This window comes from Streptomyces sp. NPDC104761 (assembly GCF_055583445.1).
This window is the reverse complement of the sequence record NZ_JBVJNZ010000002.1, coordinates 662400-676729: the sequence shown is the minus strand read 5'-3', so window position 1 is coordinate 676729 and position 14330 is coordinate 662400. Positions and strand designations below refer to the sequence as shown.

Sequence of the window (14330 nt, the reverse complement as noted above, 5' to 3'; positions counted from 1 at the left end):
CGGCTCAGCTCTCCAACGCCAAAGCACCCGCCGCCGTTCAACTCCCCAGGGCCGGACCCCGGTCGGACTTTGGTTCGGTGGCGTCCCTAGGGGGTGTTGTGCAGCGAGGCCAGCAGTTCGTCCACCAGCTCGGCGTCGCGTGGCTGGGTCAGCCGCCGCCGGGCCTCCGCCGGGCGGAGCCACAGGATGCGGTCCACCTCGTGGTTCGGGGTGAAGTGGCCCTCGCCCGCCTCGGCGGCCCAGTAACGGACGTCCTTGGGACGGCCGTTGGCGTAGTAGTGGGCGGTGGAGAGTTCGCTGCCGAGGGCGGCCGCGTAGCCGGTCTCCTCCGCCACCTCGCGCAGCGCGCCCGTGACCGCGTCCTCGCCGCGCTTGAGCTTGCCCTTCGGGTGCGACCAGTCGTCGTACTTGGGGCGGTGGACGAGGCAGACCTCAAGGCCGCCGTCGACCGGCGAGCGGCGCCACAGGACGCAGCCCGCCGCCGGCACCGGGGACTCGGTCACACGACCTCCACCCGCTGCTTCTGCCACGCCTGCTGGAACTCGAACCTGGCCGCCTCCACCTCGTGCCGCTGGTCGGCGTGCAGGACACCGAGGGCGTACGCGGTCGCGGGCGCGATGCGCGGGGTGCGGGCCGCCGCCGCGGCCGCCGCGGCGGCTTCCGAGGCGTCCCGGTGCCGGTTCAGGGCCTGGCCGGCCGCGAGCAGCCGTACGTCCACGGGCGCGTCCCGGCCGGACAGCACCTCGCGGGCGTAGCGGTGCAGCCGCAGCAGGAGGCGGACCTGGTGCCAGGGGCCGTCCTGGGGATGCGGGGACGGGTCCGGGGACAGGCCGTGGACCAGGGCCTCCGCGTTGTAGGGGTGGCCCGCGGTGACCAGCGGGAGTGCCGCGATGGCGTCGGTGAGCCGCTCCTCGGCCGCCGCCGCCAGCGGGCGCAGGTCGGTCGCGGGCGCCGTGGCCGTCAGCGGGACCTCGCTGGCCAGCACCGCGACCTTGTCGGCGACCGCGTGGAAGCGGGAGGAGCCGAGCGCCTGGAGGGCCGTGGAGTGGGCCCGGGTGCGGGCGAGGGTGAGCTGGCGGTCGAGGAGGGCGCCCGCCTTGGCCGCGCCCACCGTGAGGTTGCCGCGCTCGGCCACCGCCTCCGCAGTGGCCTGGTTCGGCAGGCTCGTCGAGCCGGAGAGGCGGTGCAGCGCCAGCAACAGCCGCTCCAGCCGGGCCTCGTAGGCGTGCTCAAGGCCCAGCGTGCCCGACAGCCAGGCGAGTTCGGGGCGGATCTCCTCGGACCAGTTGGCCTCCAGGAGTGGTCGGAAGGTGTGCAGGCTGCCGCTGATGCGCCGGGCCGAGCGGCGCAGGGCGCGGGCCGCGTCGACGGACTCCTCCGTCGCGCTCGCCGTCCCGGTCTCCCGGTGCAGGCGCAGCGCGCGGAGGAACTCCGTGGCCTGGGCGCGCAGGTAGCCCGCGAGGGCGTCCCCGGTCGTCACCCGGGTCGTCGGGTCCGTCGGTTCAAGGTGTTGCTGTGCCACGCCGGCGCCTCCGGGCGTCTATGAGCATCTCCTGGATGTTGCGCAGGGGCTGGCCGTCCGCGTCGGTCGCGTGCCGGGTCCACTCGCCGTCCGGGCCCAGGTGCCAGGAGGAGGTGGAGTCGGACATGCCTGATTCGAGGAACCGGTTGAGCGCGGCCCGGTGAGCCGGGTCGGTGACCCGGACCAGCGCTTCTATCCGGCGGTCGAGGTTGCGGTGCATCATGTCGGCGCTGCCTATCCACACCTCGGGCTCGCCGCCGTTGCCGAAGGCGAAGACCCGGGAGTGCTCCAGGAAGCGGCCGAGGATCGAGCGGACCCGGACGGTCTCCGAGAGGCCTGCGACACCCGGGCGGATCGCGCAGATGCCGCGCACCCAGATGTCGACCGGCACCCCCGCCATGGACGCGCGGTACAGGGCGTCGATGATCGCCTCGTCCACCATCGAGTTGACCTTGATGCGGATGAACGCGGGGCGGCCGGCCCGGTGGTGCTGTATTTCCTTCTCGATGCGCGCGATCAGTCCGTCGCGCAGCGACTTGGGGGCCACCAGCAGGCGGCGGTAGGTCTCCCGGCGGGAGTAGCCGGAGAGCCGGTTGAACAGGTCGGACAGGTCCGCGCCGACCTGCGGGTCGGCGGTGAGCAGCCCGAGGTCCTCGTACAGCCTCGCCGTCTTGGGGTGGTAGTTGCCGGTGCCCACGTGGCTGTAGCGGCGGAGCGTCTCGCCCTCCTGGCGGACCACCAGGGACAGCTTGCAGTGGGTCTTCAGGCCGACCAGGCCGTAGACGACGTGGCAGCCGGCCTCCTCCAGCTTGCGCGCCCACTTGATGTTGGCGTGCTCGTCGAAGCGGGCCTTGATCTCGACCAGGACGAGGACCTGCTTGCCGGCCTCGGCGGCGTCGATGAGCGCGTTGACGATCGGGGAGTCGCCGGAGGTGCGGTACAGGGTCTGCTTGATCGCGAGGACGTCCGGGTCCTCGGCGGCCTGCTCGACGAAGGCCTGCACGGAGGTGGAGAAGCTGTCGTACGGGTGGTGCAGCAGCACGTCCCGCTCGCGCAGGGCCGCGAAGATGTCGGGGGCGGACGCCGACTCGACCTCGGCGAGGTCGCGGTGGGTGCCCGCGATGAACTTGCGGTACTTCAGCTCCGGACGGTCCAGGCTCGCGATGCGGAACAGGCCGGTGAGGTCGAGCGGTCCTGGCAGCGGGTAGACCTCGGCCTCGGAGATCTTCAGCTCGCGCACCAGCAGGTCGAGCACCTCGCGGTCGATGGACTCCTCGACCTCCAGGCGCACCGGCGGCCCGAAGCGGCGCCGCATGAGCTCCTTCTCCAGGGCCTGGAGCAGGTTCTCGGCGTCGTCCTCCTCGACCTCCAGGTCCTCGTTCCGCGTCAGCCGGAAGGCGTGGTGCTCCACGACCTCCATGCCCGGGAACAGCTCCTCCAGGTGGGCGCCGATGACGTCCTCGATCGGGACGTAGCGGCCCGGGGAGCTCTCCAGGAAGCGGGACAGCGACGGCGGCACCTTCACGCGGGCGAAGTGCTTGTGACCGCTGACCGGGTTGCGGACGACCACGGCCAGGTTCAGGGAGAGGCCCGAGATGTACGGGAACGGGTGCGCCGGGTCGACCGCCAGCGGGGTCAGGACCGGGAAGATCTGGTGCCGGAAGAGCGTGAAGAGCCGCGCCTGCTCCTTCTCGGTCAGCTCGGCCCAGCGGACCAGGTGGATGCCCTCCTCCGCGAGCGCGGGGGCGACGTCCTCGTGGTAGCAGGCGGAGTGCCGGGCCATCAGCTCGCGGGAGCGGGCCCAGATCATCTCCAGCACCTCGCGGGGCTGCAGCCCGGAGGCGGAGCGGGTGGCCACGCCGGTGGCGATCCGGCGCTTCAGGCCCGCCACCCGGACCATGAAGAACTCGTCCAGGTTGCTCGCGAAGATCGCCAGGAAGTTCGCCCGCTCCAGCAGGGGCGTGTCCGGGTCCTCGGCCAGTTCGAGGACCCGCTCGTTGAACGCGAGCCAGCTGCGCTCCCGGTCGAGGAAGCGCCCCTGGGGCAGCGGGACCCCGTCGACCTGCGACTCCTCGTACGTGTCGAGGTCGGCGTCGAGGTCGGGTTCCAGGTCCGAGACCACGGCGGCCACGGTGTGCGGGCGGTGTGCGGCTATGGAGCCCACCGAGGGCTGGGCGTTTGAGTTGCTTCCGCGACCCGCAGGGTCTCCGCCAAGGGTGGTGGTGGGCGACGGGTGGGCCTCGGCTGCCTGGGTGTTCTGCTGACTCATGACCCCATTCTTCCGCGCCCGGGCCGTGACGGGCGCGTCGGAACGCGCGGGTGGGAGCTGGACGACCCCGTTTCCCGCGAACCCCTCGGGGGGTGGCGAAGGCTCTGGCACGGCGGGCTTCATTGGCTGAGCGTCGCAAGTCCGTCTGAACCAATGGTTACGAAGACATGGCGTATGGGATAGCGGAGGGCGGCCCGCGGACGTCCGTGATCAGCCTCGGGAGGCCTCGGGGATCACGAAAGCGACGTTCCTGTACGACCTTCCCACCGGAGTTTCCCACCGGTCCCGTCCGCCCTGTCCGCCGTCCGGGGTACGCGTGGGACGGACGGTCCCTCAGCGGGCCCGGCGGCGCAAGAGGAGGAACGCGCCGGCCGTGGCCGCGGCGGTCAGGGCGAGCACCATCGCGGTGGCGCTGAGCTGCACCGCCCAGAAGCCGTGCAGCGGGCCGTGCAGCGGCAGCCAGGCTTTGCGCAGGTACAGCCTGGTCACCAGTGTCACCGCGGCGGCCGCGCCGAGCGCCGGGAGGGTGCGGCGCAGTGCGGTTGCGGCGAGGGCGCCGACGGCTAGGCCGAGCAGGAGCAGGGCCGGCAGCAGCGGGCCGCGCGGGACGAAGACGCGGTCGTAGGTCCAGTTGCTGACCAACTGCCCCTCGTCGGAGCTCCACACCCAGCCGAAGACCAGCGCGAGCAGCCCGCCCCCGGCGGCCAGCGGCAGGGCGGCCGCGGTCAGTGTGCCGGCCAGCCAGCGGGCCGGGGACACGGACTGGGTCCAGGCGAGCCTGGCGGTGCCGGACTCCAGCTCCCGGCCGATCAGCGCCCCGCCCGCCCAGGCGGCGACGGCGACGCAGGAGTAGGTGAGGACCTCACCGAGGAAGTTGAAGACGTTGTTGGCGTCCGTGAACGCCGAGTAGCCGCAGCTGGGGAGGTCGTCGCCCCGGACGGCGTAGTGGAAGCCCTGGCAGGCCCGCTCGGCGGGCACCTCGGCGAAGTGCACCCAGGCCAGCCAGCCGGTCACGAGCAGCGCGAACGCGGCCCAGACGAGCAGGGCGGGGCGGTGCAGCCGGCGCACGGAGCGGTGGGCGGACGCGGGGCCGGAGGCGGGAGCGGGGCCGGGCGCCGGAGCGGGGGTGGCGGGCAGGGCGGTCATCGGGCGGTCGTCTTTCCGGTCAGGCGGCGCAGCGCCAGGAAGCAGCCCAGGGTCAGCAGGGCCGTCACGGCGAGGAGCAGGGCGGTGCTGGTCAGCTGGAGCGGCCAGTTGTGCGAGGCGGGGTGGTAGTCGCCGGCGGGGACGGTGCCGCGCGGGCTCTCCCACACCGTCCAGGAGCTGTTGGGGAGGGCGTCGAAGGCCTCTCCGGTGCTGGTCCTCGTCGGCCACAGGCGGGGCAGGAGCAGCTGGAGGCCGGTCCAGACCGCGCCGGTGAGGACCAGGCCGAGACCCAGGGCGGGCAGGGCGCGGCGGGACAGCAGCCCGCTCAGCGCGCCCGCGGCCAGGCCGCACAGGGCCAGGGCGGCGAGGGTGGGGCCGTTGGTGTGGAAGGTCCAGACGTCGTACCACTGCTTGGCGGTGTCGATACGGCCGTTGCCCGCGGCCCAGGCCAGGTGGTGCAGCCAGACCAGCAGCGCGGTCCCGGCGGCGACGGCCGCGGCCGGCACCGCGAGCCGGAGGGCCAGCCAGCGCACGGGGGTGCTGGACTGGGTCCAGGCCAGCCGGGCGGTGCCGGACTCCAGTTCCCTGCCGAACACGCCACCGGCCCAGGCGGCCACCAGGAAGGGCACCGCGGCCGCGGCCAGGGTGGCGTAGTTGTACCAGTCCTTGTAGCGCACGATCGCGTTCTGGTCGTACCGGCACCGCTGCCAGTCCGTGCAGGCGTCGTACCGGCGCCAGGCGTCGGCCGCGGCGTCGGTCAGCGGGCCGTGCAGGACGAGGAGCAGGGCGGCGAGGGCCAGGACCAGGCCCGCCCAGACGTACAGCGCGGGGCGGTGCAGGCGCAGCAGCCAGCGGGTGAGGTGGACCCGAGGGGCCGGCGCGGGTGCGGTCAGGGTGGTCATACGGCGGCCTCCACCGCGGTCAGGGCCGGAGCCTCGGGGTTGCGGAGATGGGCGAGGACCAGCTCCTCAAGGGAGGGGGTGCCGGCGCGCCAGTGGGCGGGCAGCGGGCCCGCCGGGCGGACCAGGGCGCTGAGCTGCCGGCCGGTGGTCCGTGCGTCCACGACGGTGTGCGGCGCGAGGTCGGCACCGGCCTCGGCGGCGACCCGGGCGTGGGCGGCCAGCAGGTCGTCGATCTCACCGGCCAGCCGGACCCGGCCGCCGCCGATCAGCAACAGGTGGTCGCAGGAGTCCTCCAGTTCGGCGACCACGTGCGAGGACATCGCGATGGTGGTGCCGTGCTGGGCGGCCTGCACCATCAGCACGCCCATCAGCTCGTGCCGGGCGAGCGGGTCGAGGTCCGCCATCGGCTCGTCGAGGAGCAGCAGTTCGGGCCGCTTGCCGAGGGCGAGGGCGAGCGCGACCCGGGTGCGCTGCCCGCCGGAGAGGGAACGGACCCGGGACGTCGGGTCCAGGTCGCCGGCGGCCACGACCTCGTGGGCGGCGGCCGCGTCCCAGCGCCCGGGGTTGAGGTCGGCGCCCATCGCCAGCGTCTCGGCGATCGTCAGCTGCGGGTAGAGCGGCTTGTCCTGGGCGACGTAGCCGACCCGGGTGCGCGCCTGGTCCGGGGTGGTGCCGAGGACGGTCAGCCCTCCCTCGGTGGCGCCGAGCAGACCGGCGGCGAGGGCGAGGAGCGTGGACTTGCCCGCCCCGTTGGGGCCGACGACGGCGCAGACCCGCCCGGCGGGGAGCCGGAAGGTGCAGTCGCGCAGCGCCCAGCCCCCGCGCCGGCCGAACCGTTTGCCGAGCGCGGACGCCGCTATCGCGGTGTCGGTCATGAACTCTCTCCTTGGAGGTGCTTCTCGAAGTGGGTCTCGAGTACGGCGGTGAAGAGTGCGGCGACGTCGTCGCGGTCCAGGCCGGCCGCGCGGGCCCGATCCGCCCAGTCGGCCAGCTCCCCGTGCAGGGGGGACTCGGCGGCCGGGGCGGAACCGAGCGAGCGCTTCACGAAGGTGCCGAGACCGCGCCGGGCCTCGACCAGGCCCTCGCGCTCCAGCTCCCGGTAGGCCTTGAGGACGGTGTTGGGGTTGATGGCGGTGGCCTCGACCACCTCGCGGGCGGCGGGCAGCTTGTCTCCCGGCTGGAGGTGCCCGAGGCGCAGCGCCTGTTTGGTCTGCTGGACGATCTGGACGTAGGTGGCGACGCCGGAGCGCCGGTCGATGCGGTACTCGACCACCCGTACAACCACCCTTTCACTAATTGAGTAGTGAAAGGGTGGTGGAGGCACTGCCCGAAAGTCAACCCGGGATCGGTGAACCGATCGCGGGGGCTCGTGCGATGAGGAGACGTGAGCGGAACGAGAAGCGACGGTGAGCTGCTGCGGGCCATAGCCGCGGACTCGGACCGGCGTGCCTTCGAGGAGCTGTACCGGCGGTACGCGCCGTGGCTGACCGCGCGGCTGCGCGGCCGGTGCGCGGACCCGGCGGTCGTCGACGACGTGGTGCAGGAGACCTTCCTCGCGGTGTGGCGGGGGACCGCCCGCTACCACGAGGAAGGTGACGCCGCCGGGTGGCTGTGGCGGATCGGGTCGCGGCGGCTCGTCGACGCGCTGCGCGGCGACGGGGCCCGCGGCCGGCTGCGGCAGGCGCTGGCCCGGCTGCGCCACCGGGACGAGGCCTCGGCGGAGGAACGCGTGCTCGCGGGGGTGGAGCACGGGGACCTCGCCGGGGCCCTGGTCCGGCTCTCGCCCGAACTGCGGGCGGTGCTCCAGGCGACGGTGATCGACGGACTGACCACCCGGGAGGCCGCGGTCCTGCTCGGCATCCCGCCGGGGACGGTCAAGACCCGCGCGATGCGGGCGCGCAAGCAGCTGCGGGAGGAGCTGGCATGACCTGGCACGTGTCTGAAGAGGATCTACGGGCTTACGCGCACGGCGAGTTGGCGCCGCCGCTGCTGTGGTCGGCCGACACCCACGTCGGCTCCTGCGCCGCGTGCAGGGCGGTCCTGGCGTCCGTGTCGGACCCGGTCGCGCTGGACGCCGGCTGGGACCGCCTGGACGCCGAACTGGACGCGCCGAGCCCAGGGCCGGGCCGGCGGCTCCTGGTCCGCCTCGGCGTCGCCGACCACACCGCACAGCTGCTCACCGCGACCCCGGTGCTGCGCCGCTCCTGGCTGGCCTCGGTGGCGTTGGTGCTGGCGGCGACGGTGCTGGTGGTCGACGCGGTGGACGCCCCCGCGCTGTTCCTGGCCCTCGCCCCGCTGCTCCCGCTCGCCGCGGTGGCCCTGTCGTACGGGCCGGTCCTCGACCCGACGTACGAGATCGCCGCGGTCGCCCCGACACACGGGTTCCGGCTGCTGATGATCCGCACGGTGGCCGCGCTGACCGCCTCGCTCGGCCTCAACTGCCTGGCCGCGCTGGCCCTGCCCGGCTACGGCCTGCTCGCCTTCGGCTGGCTGCTGCCCGCCCTCGCGCTCACCGCGGCCGGCCTCGCCCTCTCCGCCCGGCTGGGTCCGCTGCTCGGGCCCGGACTGGTCGGCGGGGCGTGGACCGCCCTGATGGCGGTGGCCGCGACGCACCCGGCGCACACGTCGGTCGCCTTCACCACGGCCGGGCAGTCGGTGGCCGCCGCGCTCGCCGCACTGGCGACGCTCCTGCTCCACCAGGTGCGCGACCGCTTCGACGCCAAGCCCTACTGACCGCTGGAGTCCTGAGTTGAACACCACTGTCTTTGCCGCCGGCCTCACCGTGCGCTACGGCGGCACCCCCGCGCTCGACGGCGTCACCCTGTCCCTGACGGACGGTGTCACCGGCCTGCTCGGACCCAACGGCGCCGGGAAGACCACCCTGTTGAGGGTCCTCGCCACCGCCGTACCGCCCGACGGCGGCACCTTCACGGTGCACGGCGAGGACCCGGCCACACCGGCGGGCCGGCTGGCGGTCCGCCGCACGCTCGGCTACCTCCCGCAGACCCCCGGCTTCCACCCGGACTTCACGGCCTTCGAGTTCGTCGACTACGTCGCCATCCTCAAGGAGCTCACCGACCGCGGCGGACGTCACAGGGAGGTGCGGCGCGTCCTCGACCAGGTCGGCCTGGCCGACGTGCGCGGCAGGCGGATCAAGCGGCTCTCCGGCGGGATGCGGCAGCGGGTGGCGCTGGCCGCCGCGCTCGTCGGCGACCCCCGGTTCCTGGTCCTGGACGAGCCGACCGTCGGACTCGACCCCGAACAGCGCATGCGGTTCCGGGAGCTGATCGCGGAGGCCGGCGAGGGCCGCACGGTCCTGCTCTCCACCCACCAGACCGAGGACGTCGCGATGCTCTGCAACCGGGTGATCGTGCTGGCCGGCGGCCTGGTCCGGTTCGACGGCACACCGGCCGAACTGACCGCCCGCGCGGCCGGACGCGTGTGGCGCAGCACGGAACGCGCCCCGGGCGCCCGGGCGGGCTGGCGCACCGGCACCGGTGCCTTCCGCAACGTCGGCGACCCGCCCGCCGGCGCCGACCTGCTCGAACCGACCCTGGAGGACGGCTACCTGCTGGTCCTCGACGACGAGAACGCGGCGGGCCCGGAGGTGGCGGCGGCATGACGACCGTACTCGTGAAGGAGCCGGAGCCGGTGGCCGCCGGGAGCGAGCACCACGAGGAGGGCACCGCGTCCGCGTCCGTCTTCGCCCTGGCCGTGTTCGAGGCCCGCCAGCTCCTCCTCCAGATACCGCTGGTCTTCTTCGGCCTGCTGTACCTCGCCTACGTCGGGTACGGCCTGTTCGGCCGGGACGAGGGCATGGACGCGTATCCCGTCCTGCACGACGTGGACCGCGCCACCCAGGGCGGCCCCGAACTGTTCGCCGTGGCCCTGCTGGTGTGCGTGCACCGGGCGGCGCTGCTCAACCGGCGGCGCGGCCTGGACGAGCAGTTCGGGGTGCTGGCGATGGCACCCGCCCGCCGTACGCTCGCCCACGCCCTGTCCGTCGTGCCGTTCGCGGTCGGCGTGGCCGCGGTGGTCGACGTCCAGTTCGCCTGGGCGTCGCTGCGGCCGGGCGCGGTCGGCCACGGCTCGGTCTTCGAGCTGGCGGTGGCCCCGCTGACCGTCCTGCTCGCCGGGGCGCTCGGTGTGCTGCTGGCCAGGCTCCTGCCGCACCCGGCGGCCCCGCTGCTCTTCCTGCTCGTGATCGGGTTCGGCACCAGCATGCTGCCCGCCGGCTCGGGCACGCACGGCGTGGACTGGCTGTGGCCCGCGGTGCTGCAGAACGGCGGCACCCCGGTCCCGGGCGAACTGCTGGGCCGCCCGGCGGGCTGGCACGCGCTGTACCTGCTGGGCCTCACGGTGCTGTCGGTCTGCGCGGCGATGCTGGTGGCCGGCGGCCGGGCACGGCTGCTGAAGGCGGCGACGGCCGTGGCCCTGGCGGCGGCGGTGGCCGGCGTGGCCGGGCAGACGCCGGGGGACTCCTCGGGCCTGCAGGCCCAGCGGAAGGCGGAGGCGGACCACCCCGCGACGTTCCAGACGTGCGTCGAGCGGGCCGGCTCCCGGTACTGCGCGTACCCGGACTGGAAGGGCTGGACGGTCGACTGGGCCTCGGTCGTCCATCGCGTCCAGTCCGAGGCGGGCGGCGAGCAGGCCACGACCCGTCTCACCGTCCGCCAGCGCATCCAGGAGATCACCGACCTCACCACGGACGCCACCCTCCCGACCAGCTCCACCCCCGGCACCGTCACCGTCGGCACCCAGTGGGGCGGCAACCGGGTCCCCGAGTTCGCGGTCGGCGTCGCCCGGGTCCTGGTCGCGGGCAACGAGCAGGCGTCCGTCGAGATGTGCGACGCCCGCCCGGTCACCACGATGTGGCTGGCCCTGGCCGGCGACCCCACCCCCGAGGACACCTTCCGCCACCTCCGCATCGACGACAGCCTCACGGGCTCGGCCGCGGTCCTCACCCCGGACGGCGGCAGCATGACCGTCTCGGCCCAGCAGACCCAGGTGGTACGGGAACTGTTCCGCGAGCCGCACGACACGGTGGCGGCCCGGGTGAAGTCCCACTGGCAGCAGCTGGTCTCACCGCACACGACGACAGCCGAGGCGGCCCGCCTGCTCGGCGTACCGGTGCCCAAGGGGGCCGACGACTGCCGGACCGGCTGACGCGGGCATCATGGAGGCGGCACACGCGGCCGCACACGCGGCGGCGGGCGAGGAGGCGGGCGTGGACAATCCCTTCCGTGACGGGGGCCCGGCCGAGAGGGCGATGCCCTGGCTCTCGGCCGCAGTCGTCCTCGTCCTCGCCGCGGCCACCCTGGCCGGCGGTGCCGGGCCTCTCGTCAAGGCGCTCGCCGCGGCGGTCGCCGTGGCCGTGCTCGGCAGGTCCGCCTACCTGGTCAACCGCAGGCGGCCACCGAACCGGTGAAGGTGCCTCAGGTCTCCGTCCGGTACATCAGGTCCGTCTCGTGCGTCACGAAGCCCAGCCGTTCGTAGACCGCGACCGCCGCCGTGTTGTCGGCGTCGACGTACAGCATCGCCGTCGGCAGGCCGCGGTCGGCCAGGTGGCGCAGGCCGATCGTGGTGAGAGACTTGCCGAGGCCGCCGCCCTGGGCGGTGGGGGAGACGCCGAGGACGTAGACCTCGCCGAGGCGTTCCGCGTCGTGGACCTTCGTCCAGTGGAAGCCGAGGAGTTCGCCGCCGCGCTCCGCGAGGAAGAAGCCGGCCGGGTCGAACCAGGGCTGGGCCTTGCGGTCGTCGAGGTCGCGCTGGGTGAGCGAGCCCTGTTCCGGGTGGTGGGCGAAGGCGGCGGCGTTGACGGCGAGCCAGGCCGCGTCGTCCCGGCCGGGGACGAAGGCGCGGACGGTGACGCCCTCGGGCAGCTTCGGGTCCGGCAGGTCGAGGTCCGTCAACGAGCGGCGCATCTGGCGCAGTTCGCGGAACAGGGTGAGGCCGAGGACCTGCGCGAGGTGGCGGGCCGCCGAGTGGCCGCCGTGCGCCCAGACCCGCAGCCGCTTGCCGGACGCGGCCAGCAGGGCGGAGCCCAGTGCGCGGCCGTGGCCGTGGCCCCGGTGGGCCGGGTGGACGACCAGCTCCGCGGCCGGCGCCTCCACCGGGTCGGTGTCCTCCAGCTGGGCGTAGCCCACGAGTTCGTCGCCGACGGAGAGGAGCAGATGGGAGACGCCCTCCCGGGCGCCGCCGCTCAGCTGGAGGCGGCCCTGCTCGGACACCGGCTGCTGGCCGTCGGCCTGAGCGGCCGCCGCCAGCAGTTCCCGTACGGCCTCGGCCTGATCCGGGGCGAGCGCGGAGTAGGTGTCGATGGAGCGGGAGTACATGGGCGGCCGTGCGGTGTCGTCGCTGGTCATGCGTACGAGGGTACGGGGCCGGATCGGCAAAGTGGGGACACCGGGGAAAGGCGGGGAAAGGTAAAGGACAGGGCAACCGGCAACCAAGATGTAACCATGAACCCCCTGTTGCGCTACGCGCGTTGACCCTAGGCTGCGCCGGACCGGGCCACTTCTCAGCAGACCCACAGGGGGGTTCCATGCACGCGGAGTCCAGACCGACCGGACCGTCCCGACGCCGTACGTACGCGCTGCTCGCGTCGGCCGCCGGGCTCGCCACCGTCGCGGCCCTGGCGAGTGCGCTGCCCGCCGACGCGCACTCCGGCAAGGGGCACGGGCACCACGGCCCCGGCCGCTACCAGGACGTCCAGCTGCTCTCCTTCAACGATCTGCACGGCAACCTGGAGCCGCCGTCCGGCTCCTCGGGCCGGGTCACCGAGACCCAGGCCGACGGGACGACGAAGACGATCGACGCCGGTGGCGTCGAGTACCTCGCGACCCACCTGCGGCAGGCCCGCAGGGGCAAGGAGTACTCCGTCACCGCCGCGGGCGGCGACATGGTGGGCGCCTCCCCGCTCATCTCCGGCCTCTTCCACGACGAGCCGACCATCGAGGCGCTCAACAAGCTGGACCTGGACGTCACGACGGTCGGCAACCACGAGTTCGACGAGGGCGCGAAGGAACTGGCCCGCCTGCAGAACGGCGGCTGCCACCCCACCGACGGCTGCTACACCGGCAAGAAGTTCAAGGGCGCCGACTTCCCGTACCTGGCGGCCAACGTCCTCGACGAGAAGACGGACCAGCCGATCCTCAAGCCCTACTGGGTCTGGCAGAAGAAGGACGTCAGGATCGGCTTCATCGGCGTCACCCTGGAGGGCACGCCCGGCATCGTCTCCGCCGACGGCGTCAAGGGCCTGGCCTTCAAGGACGAGGTCGAGACCATCAACAAGTACGCCAAGGTGCTCCAGCACCAGGGCGTCCAGTCGATCGTGGCGCTCGTCCACGAGGGCGGCTTCCCGTCCTCGTCCAGCTACAACTACGACTGCGACTCGCCGGGCGCGGGCGACGGCATCTCCGGCCCGATCGTCGACATCGCGAAGAACGTGACCCCGGCCGTGGACGCGCTGGTCACCGGCCACACCCACACCGCGTACGTGTGCACGGTCGACGACCCGGCCGGCAACCCCCGCATGGTCACCTCGGCCGCCTCCTTCGGCCGCCTCTACACCGACACCACGCTGACCTACGACCGCCGTACCGGCGACATCGCGCGTACGGCCGTGCAGTCCGCGAACCACGTGGTCACCCGGGACGTCGCCAAGGCGCCCGACATGACCGAGCTGATCGGCAGGTGGAACACCCTCGCCGCCCCGATCGGCAACCGCGCCATCGGCTACATCTCCGCCGACGTCAACAGCACCGGCACCGAGTCCCCGATGGGCGACCTGATCGCCGACGCCCAGTTCGCGTACGGCAAGGAGCTTGACCCGGAGACCGACCTCGCGCTGATGAACCCGGGCGGGGTACGGGCCGGTCTGACGTACGCGGCCAAGGGGAGCGAGGGCGACGGCGTCGTGACGTACGCCGAGGGCTTCACGGTCCAGCCGTTCGCCAACACCGTGAACCTCCAAGACTTCACCGGCGCGCAGCTCGTCCAGGTGCTCAAGGAGCAGGTGAGCGGTGCGAACGCGGCCGCCCCGAAGATCCTCCAGCCGTCCGCGGGGCTCACCTACACCCTGGACCTGACGAAGACGGGCGCGGACCGTGTCGTCGCCGATTCCGTGAAGCTGAACGGCACGGCCGTCGACCCGGCAGCCACCTACCGCGTCGCCACCAACTCCTTCCTGGCGGGCGGCGGCGACGGCTTCACCACCCTCGGCCAGGGCACCGGCGACCTGGTGGGCACCGACGACCTCTCCGCCCTCGCGGAGTACCTGACGGCCCACTCCTCGGCCACGAGCCCGCTCGCGCCGCCGGCCGCGAACAGGATCACGATCGTGCAGTAGTCACCCGCCTCCGCCCCGCCCCGGGCCCGGTACGCACCCCGTGCGTACCGGGCCCTTTCTGCTGGATCCGCTGGATAAAACCTAGGTGAGACAGTGAACGGTTCCCGGTTGCTCCTGAAAATTCATCTCACTCGCAATTCA

The 14330-nt window shown here is 73.3% G+C and carries 14 protein-coding genes; 6 read left to right on the top strand and 8 right to left on the bottom strand.

The features are described 5' to 3' along the window. Positions 1 to 86 precede the first annotated feature (86 nt). The 7 genes from ACZ63F_RS09655 to ACZ63F_RS09625 all read right to left on the bottom strand — a co-directional run bounded on the left by ACZ63F_RS09655 (position 87) and on the right by ACZ63F_RS09625 (position 7112). On the bottom strand, positions 87 to 503 hold the full coding sequence (locus ACZ63F_RS09655) for an NUDIX hydrolase (protein ID WP_469709919.1): 417 nt from the start codon (positions 501 to 503) through the stop codon (positions 87 to 89). Then, positions 500 to 1522 (bottom strand): CHAD domain-containing protein, encoded by a 1023-nt coding sequence (locus ACZ63F_RS09650; RefSeq protein ID WP_469709918.1) that lies wholly within the window; start codon positions 1520 to 1522, stop codon positions 500 to 502. Before ACZ63F_RS09650 ends, ACZ63F_RS09655 begins: the two co-directional genes overlap by 4 nt. Beyond that, on the bottom strand, positions 1503 to 3791 hold the full coding sequence (locus ACZ63F_RS09645; RefSeq protein WP_469709917.1) for an RNA degradosome polyphosphate kinase: 2289 nt from the start codon (positions 3789 to 3791) through the stop codon (positions 1503 to 1505). Before ACZ63F_RS09645 ends, ACZ63F_RS09650 begins: the two co-directional genes overlap by 20 nt. 333 nt (positions 3792 to 4124) lie before the next feature. Next, positions 4125 to 4937 (bottom strand): hypothetical protein, encoded by an 813-nt coding sequence (locus ACZ63F_RS09640; RefSeq protein WP_469709916.1) that lies wholly within the window; start codon positions 4935 to 4937, stop codon positions 4125 to 4127. Further along, positions 4934 to 5839, bottom strand: coding sequence for an ABC transporter permease (locus ACZ63F_RS09635; RefSeq protein ID WP_469709915.1), 906 nt, complete (start codon positions 5837 to 5839; stop codon positions 4934 to 4936). The genes ACZ63F_RS09640 and ACZ63F_RS09635 overlap by 4 nt, the downstream gene beginning before the upstream one ends. Then, positions 5836 to 6714 carry an ATP-binding cassette domain-containing protein gene (locus ACZ63F_RS09630; RefSeq protein WP_469709914.1) on the bottom strand — a complete coding sequence of 293 codons (879 nt, stop codon included), beginning with the start codon at positions 6712 to 6714 and terminating at the stop codon, positions 5836 to 5838. The genes ACZ63F_RS09635 and ACZ63F_RS09630 overlap by 4 nt, the downstream gene beginning before the upstream one ends. Further along, positions 6711 to 7112 carry a GntR family transcriptional regulator gene (locus ACZ63F_RS09625; RefSeq protein ID WP_351961596.1) on the bottom strand — a complete coding sequence of 134 codons (402 nt, stop codon included), beginning with the start codon at positions 7110 to 7112 and terminating at the stop codon, positions 6711 to 6713. Before ACZ63F_RS09625 ends, ACZ63F_RS09630 begins: the two co-directional genes overlap by 4 nt. Positions 7113 to 7223: 111 nt before the next feature. Here ACZ63F_RS09625 and ACZ63F_RS09620 point away from each other — a divergent pair, with 111 nt between their 5' ends. The 5 genes from ACZ63F_RS09620 to ACZ63F_RS09600 are packed head-to-tail and all read left to right on the top strand — an operon-like array spanning position 7224 to position 11267. Further along, positions 7224 to 7766, top strand: coding sequence for an RNA polymerase sigma factor (locus ACZ63F_RS09620; protein ID WP_351708875.1), 543 nt, complete (start codon positions 7224 to 7226; stop codon positions 7764 to 7766). Beyond that, positions 7763 to 8572 (top strand): cupin domain-containing protein, encoded by an 810-nt coding sequence (locus ACZ63F_RS09615; protein WP_469709913.1) that lies wholly within the window; start codon positions 7763 to 7765, stop codon positions 8570 to 8572. Before ACZ63F_RS09620 ends, ACZ63F_RS09615 begins: the two co-directional genes overlap by 4 nt. A gap of 16 nt (positions 8573 to 8588) precedes the next feature. Then, positions 8589 to 9461, top strand: a complete 873-nt coding sequence (locus ACZ63F_RS09610; protein ID WP_469709912.1) for an ABC transporter ATP-binding protein — start codon at positions 8589 to 8591, stop codon at positions 9459 to 9461. Beyond that, a complete protein-coding gene (locus ACZ63F_RS09605; RefSeq protein ID WP_469709911.1) occupies positions 9458 to 11005 on the top strand; it encodes an ABC transporter permease in 1548 nt (515 codons plus the stop codon). The genes ACZ63F_RS09610 and ACZ63F_RS09605 overlap by 4 nt, the downstream gene beginning before the upstream one ends. 10 nt (positions 11006 to 11015) lie before the next feature. Beyond that, a complete protein-coding gene (locus ACZ63F_RS09600) occupies positions 11016 to 11267 on the top strand; it encodes a hypothetical protein (RefSeq protein ID WP_469709910.1) in 252 nt (83 codons plus the stop codon). A 7-nt stretch (positions 11268 to 11274) separates the two neighbouring features. Here ACZ63F_RS09600 and mshD read toward each other — a convergent pair whose 3' ends face one another. Then, positions 11275 to 12204, bottom strand: coding sequence for a mycothiol synthase (gene mshD, locus ACZ63F_RS09595; RefSeq protein WP_352360906.1), 930 nt, complete (start codon positions 12202 to 12204; stop codon positions 11275 to 11277). 179 nt (positions 12205 to 12383) lie between these two features. On the opposite strand from mshD, the gene ACZ63F_RS09590 reads away from it, so the two are divergent. Beyond that, positions 12384 to 14189: a bifunctional metallophosphatase/5'-nucleotidase gene (locus ACZ63F_RS09590; protein ID WP_469709909.1), complete on the top strand. Its 1806-nt coding sequence runs from the start codon at positions 12384 to 12386 to the stop codon at positions 14187 to 14189. Positions 14190 to 14330 lie beyond the last annotated feature (141 nt).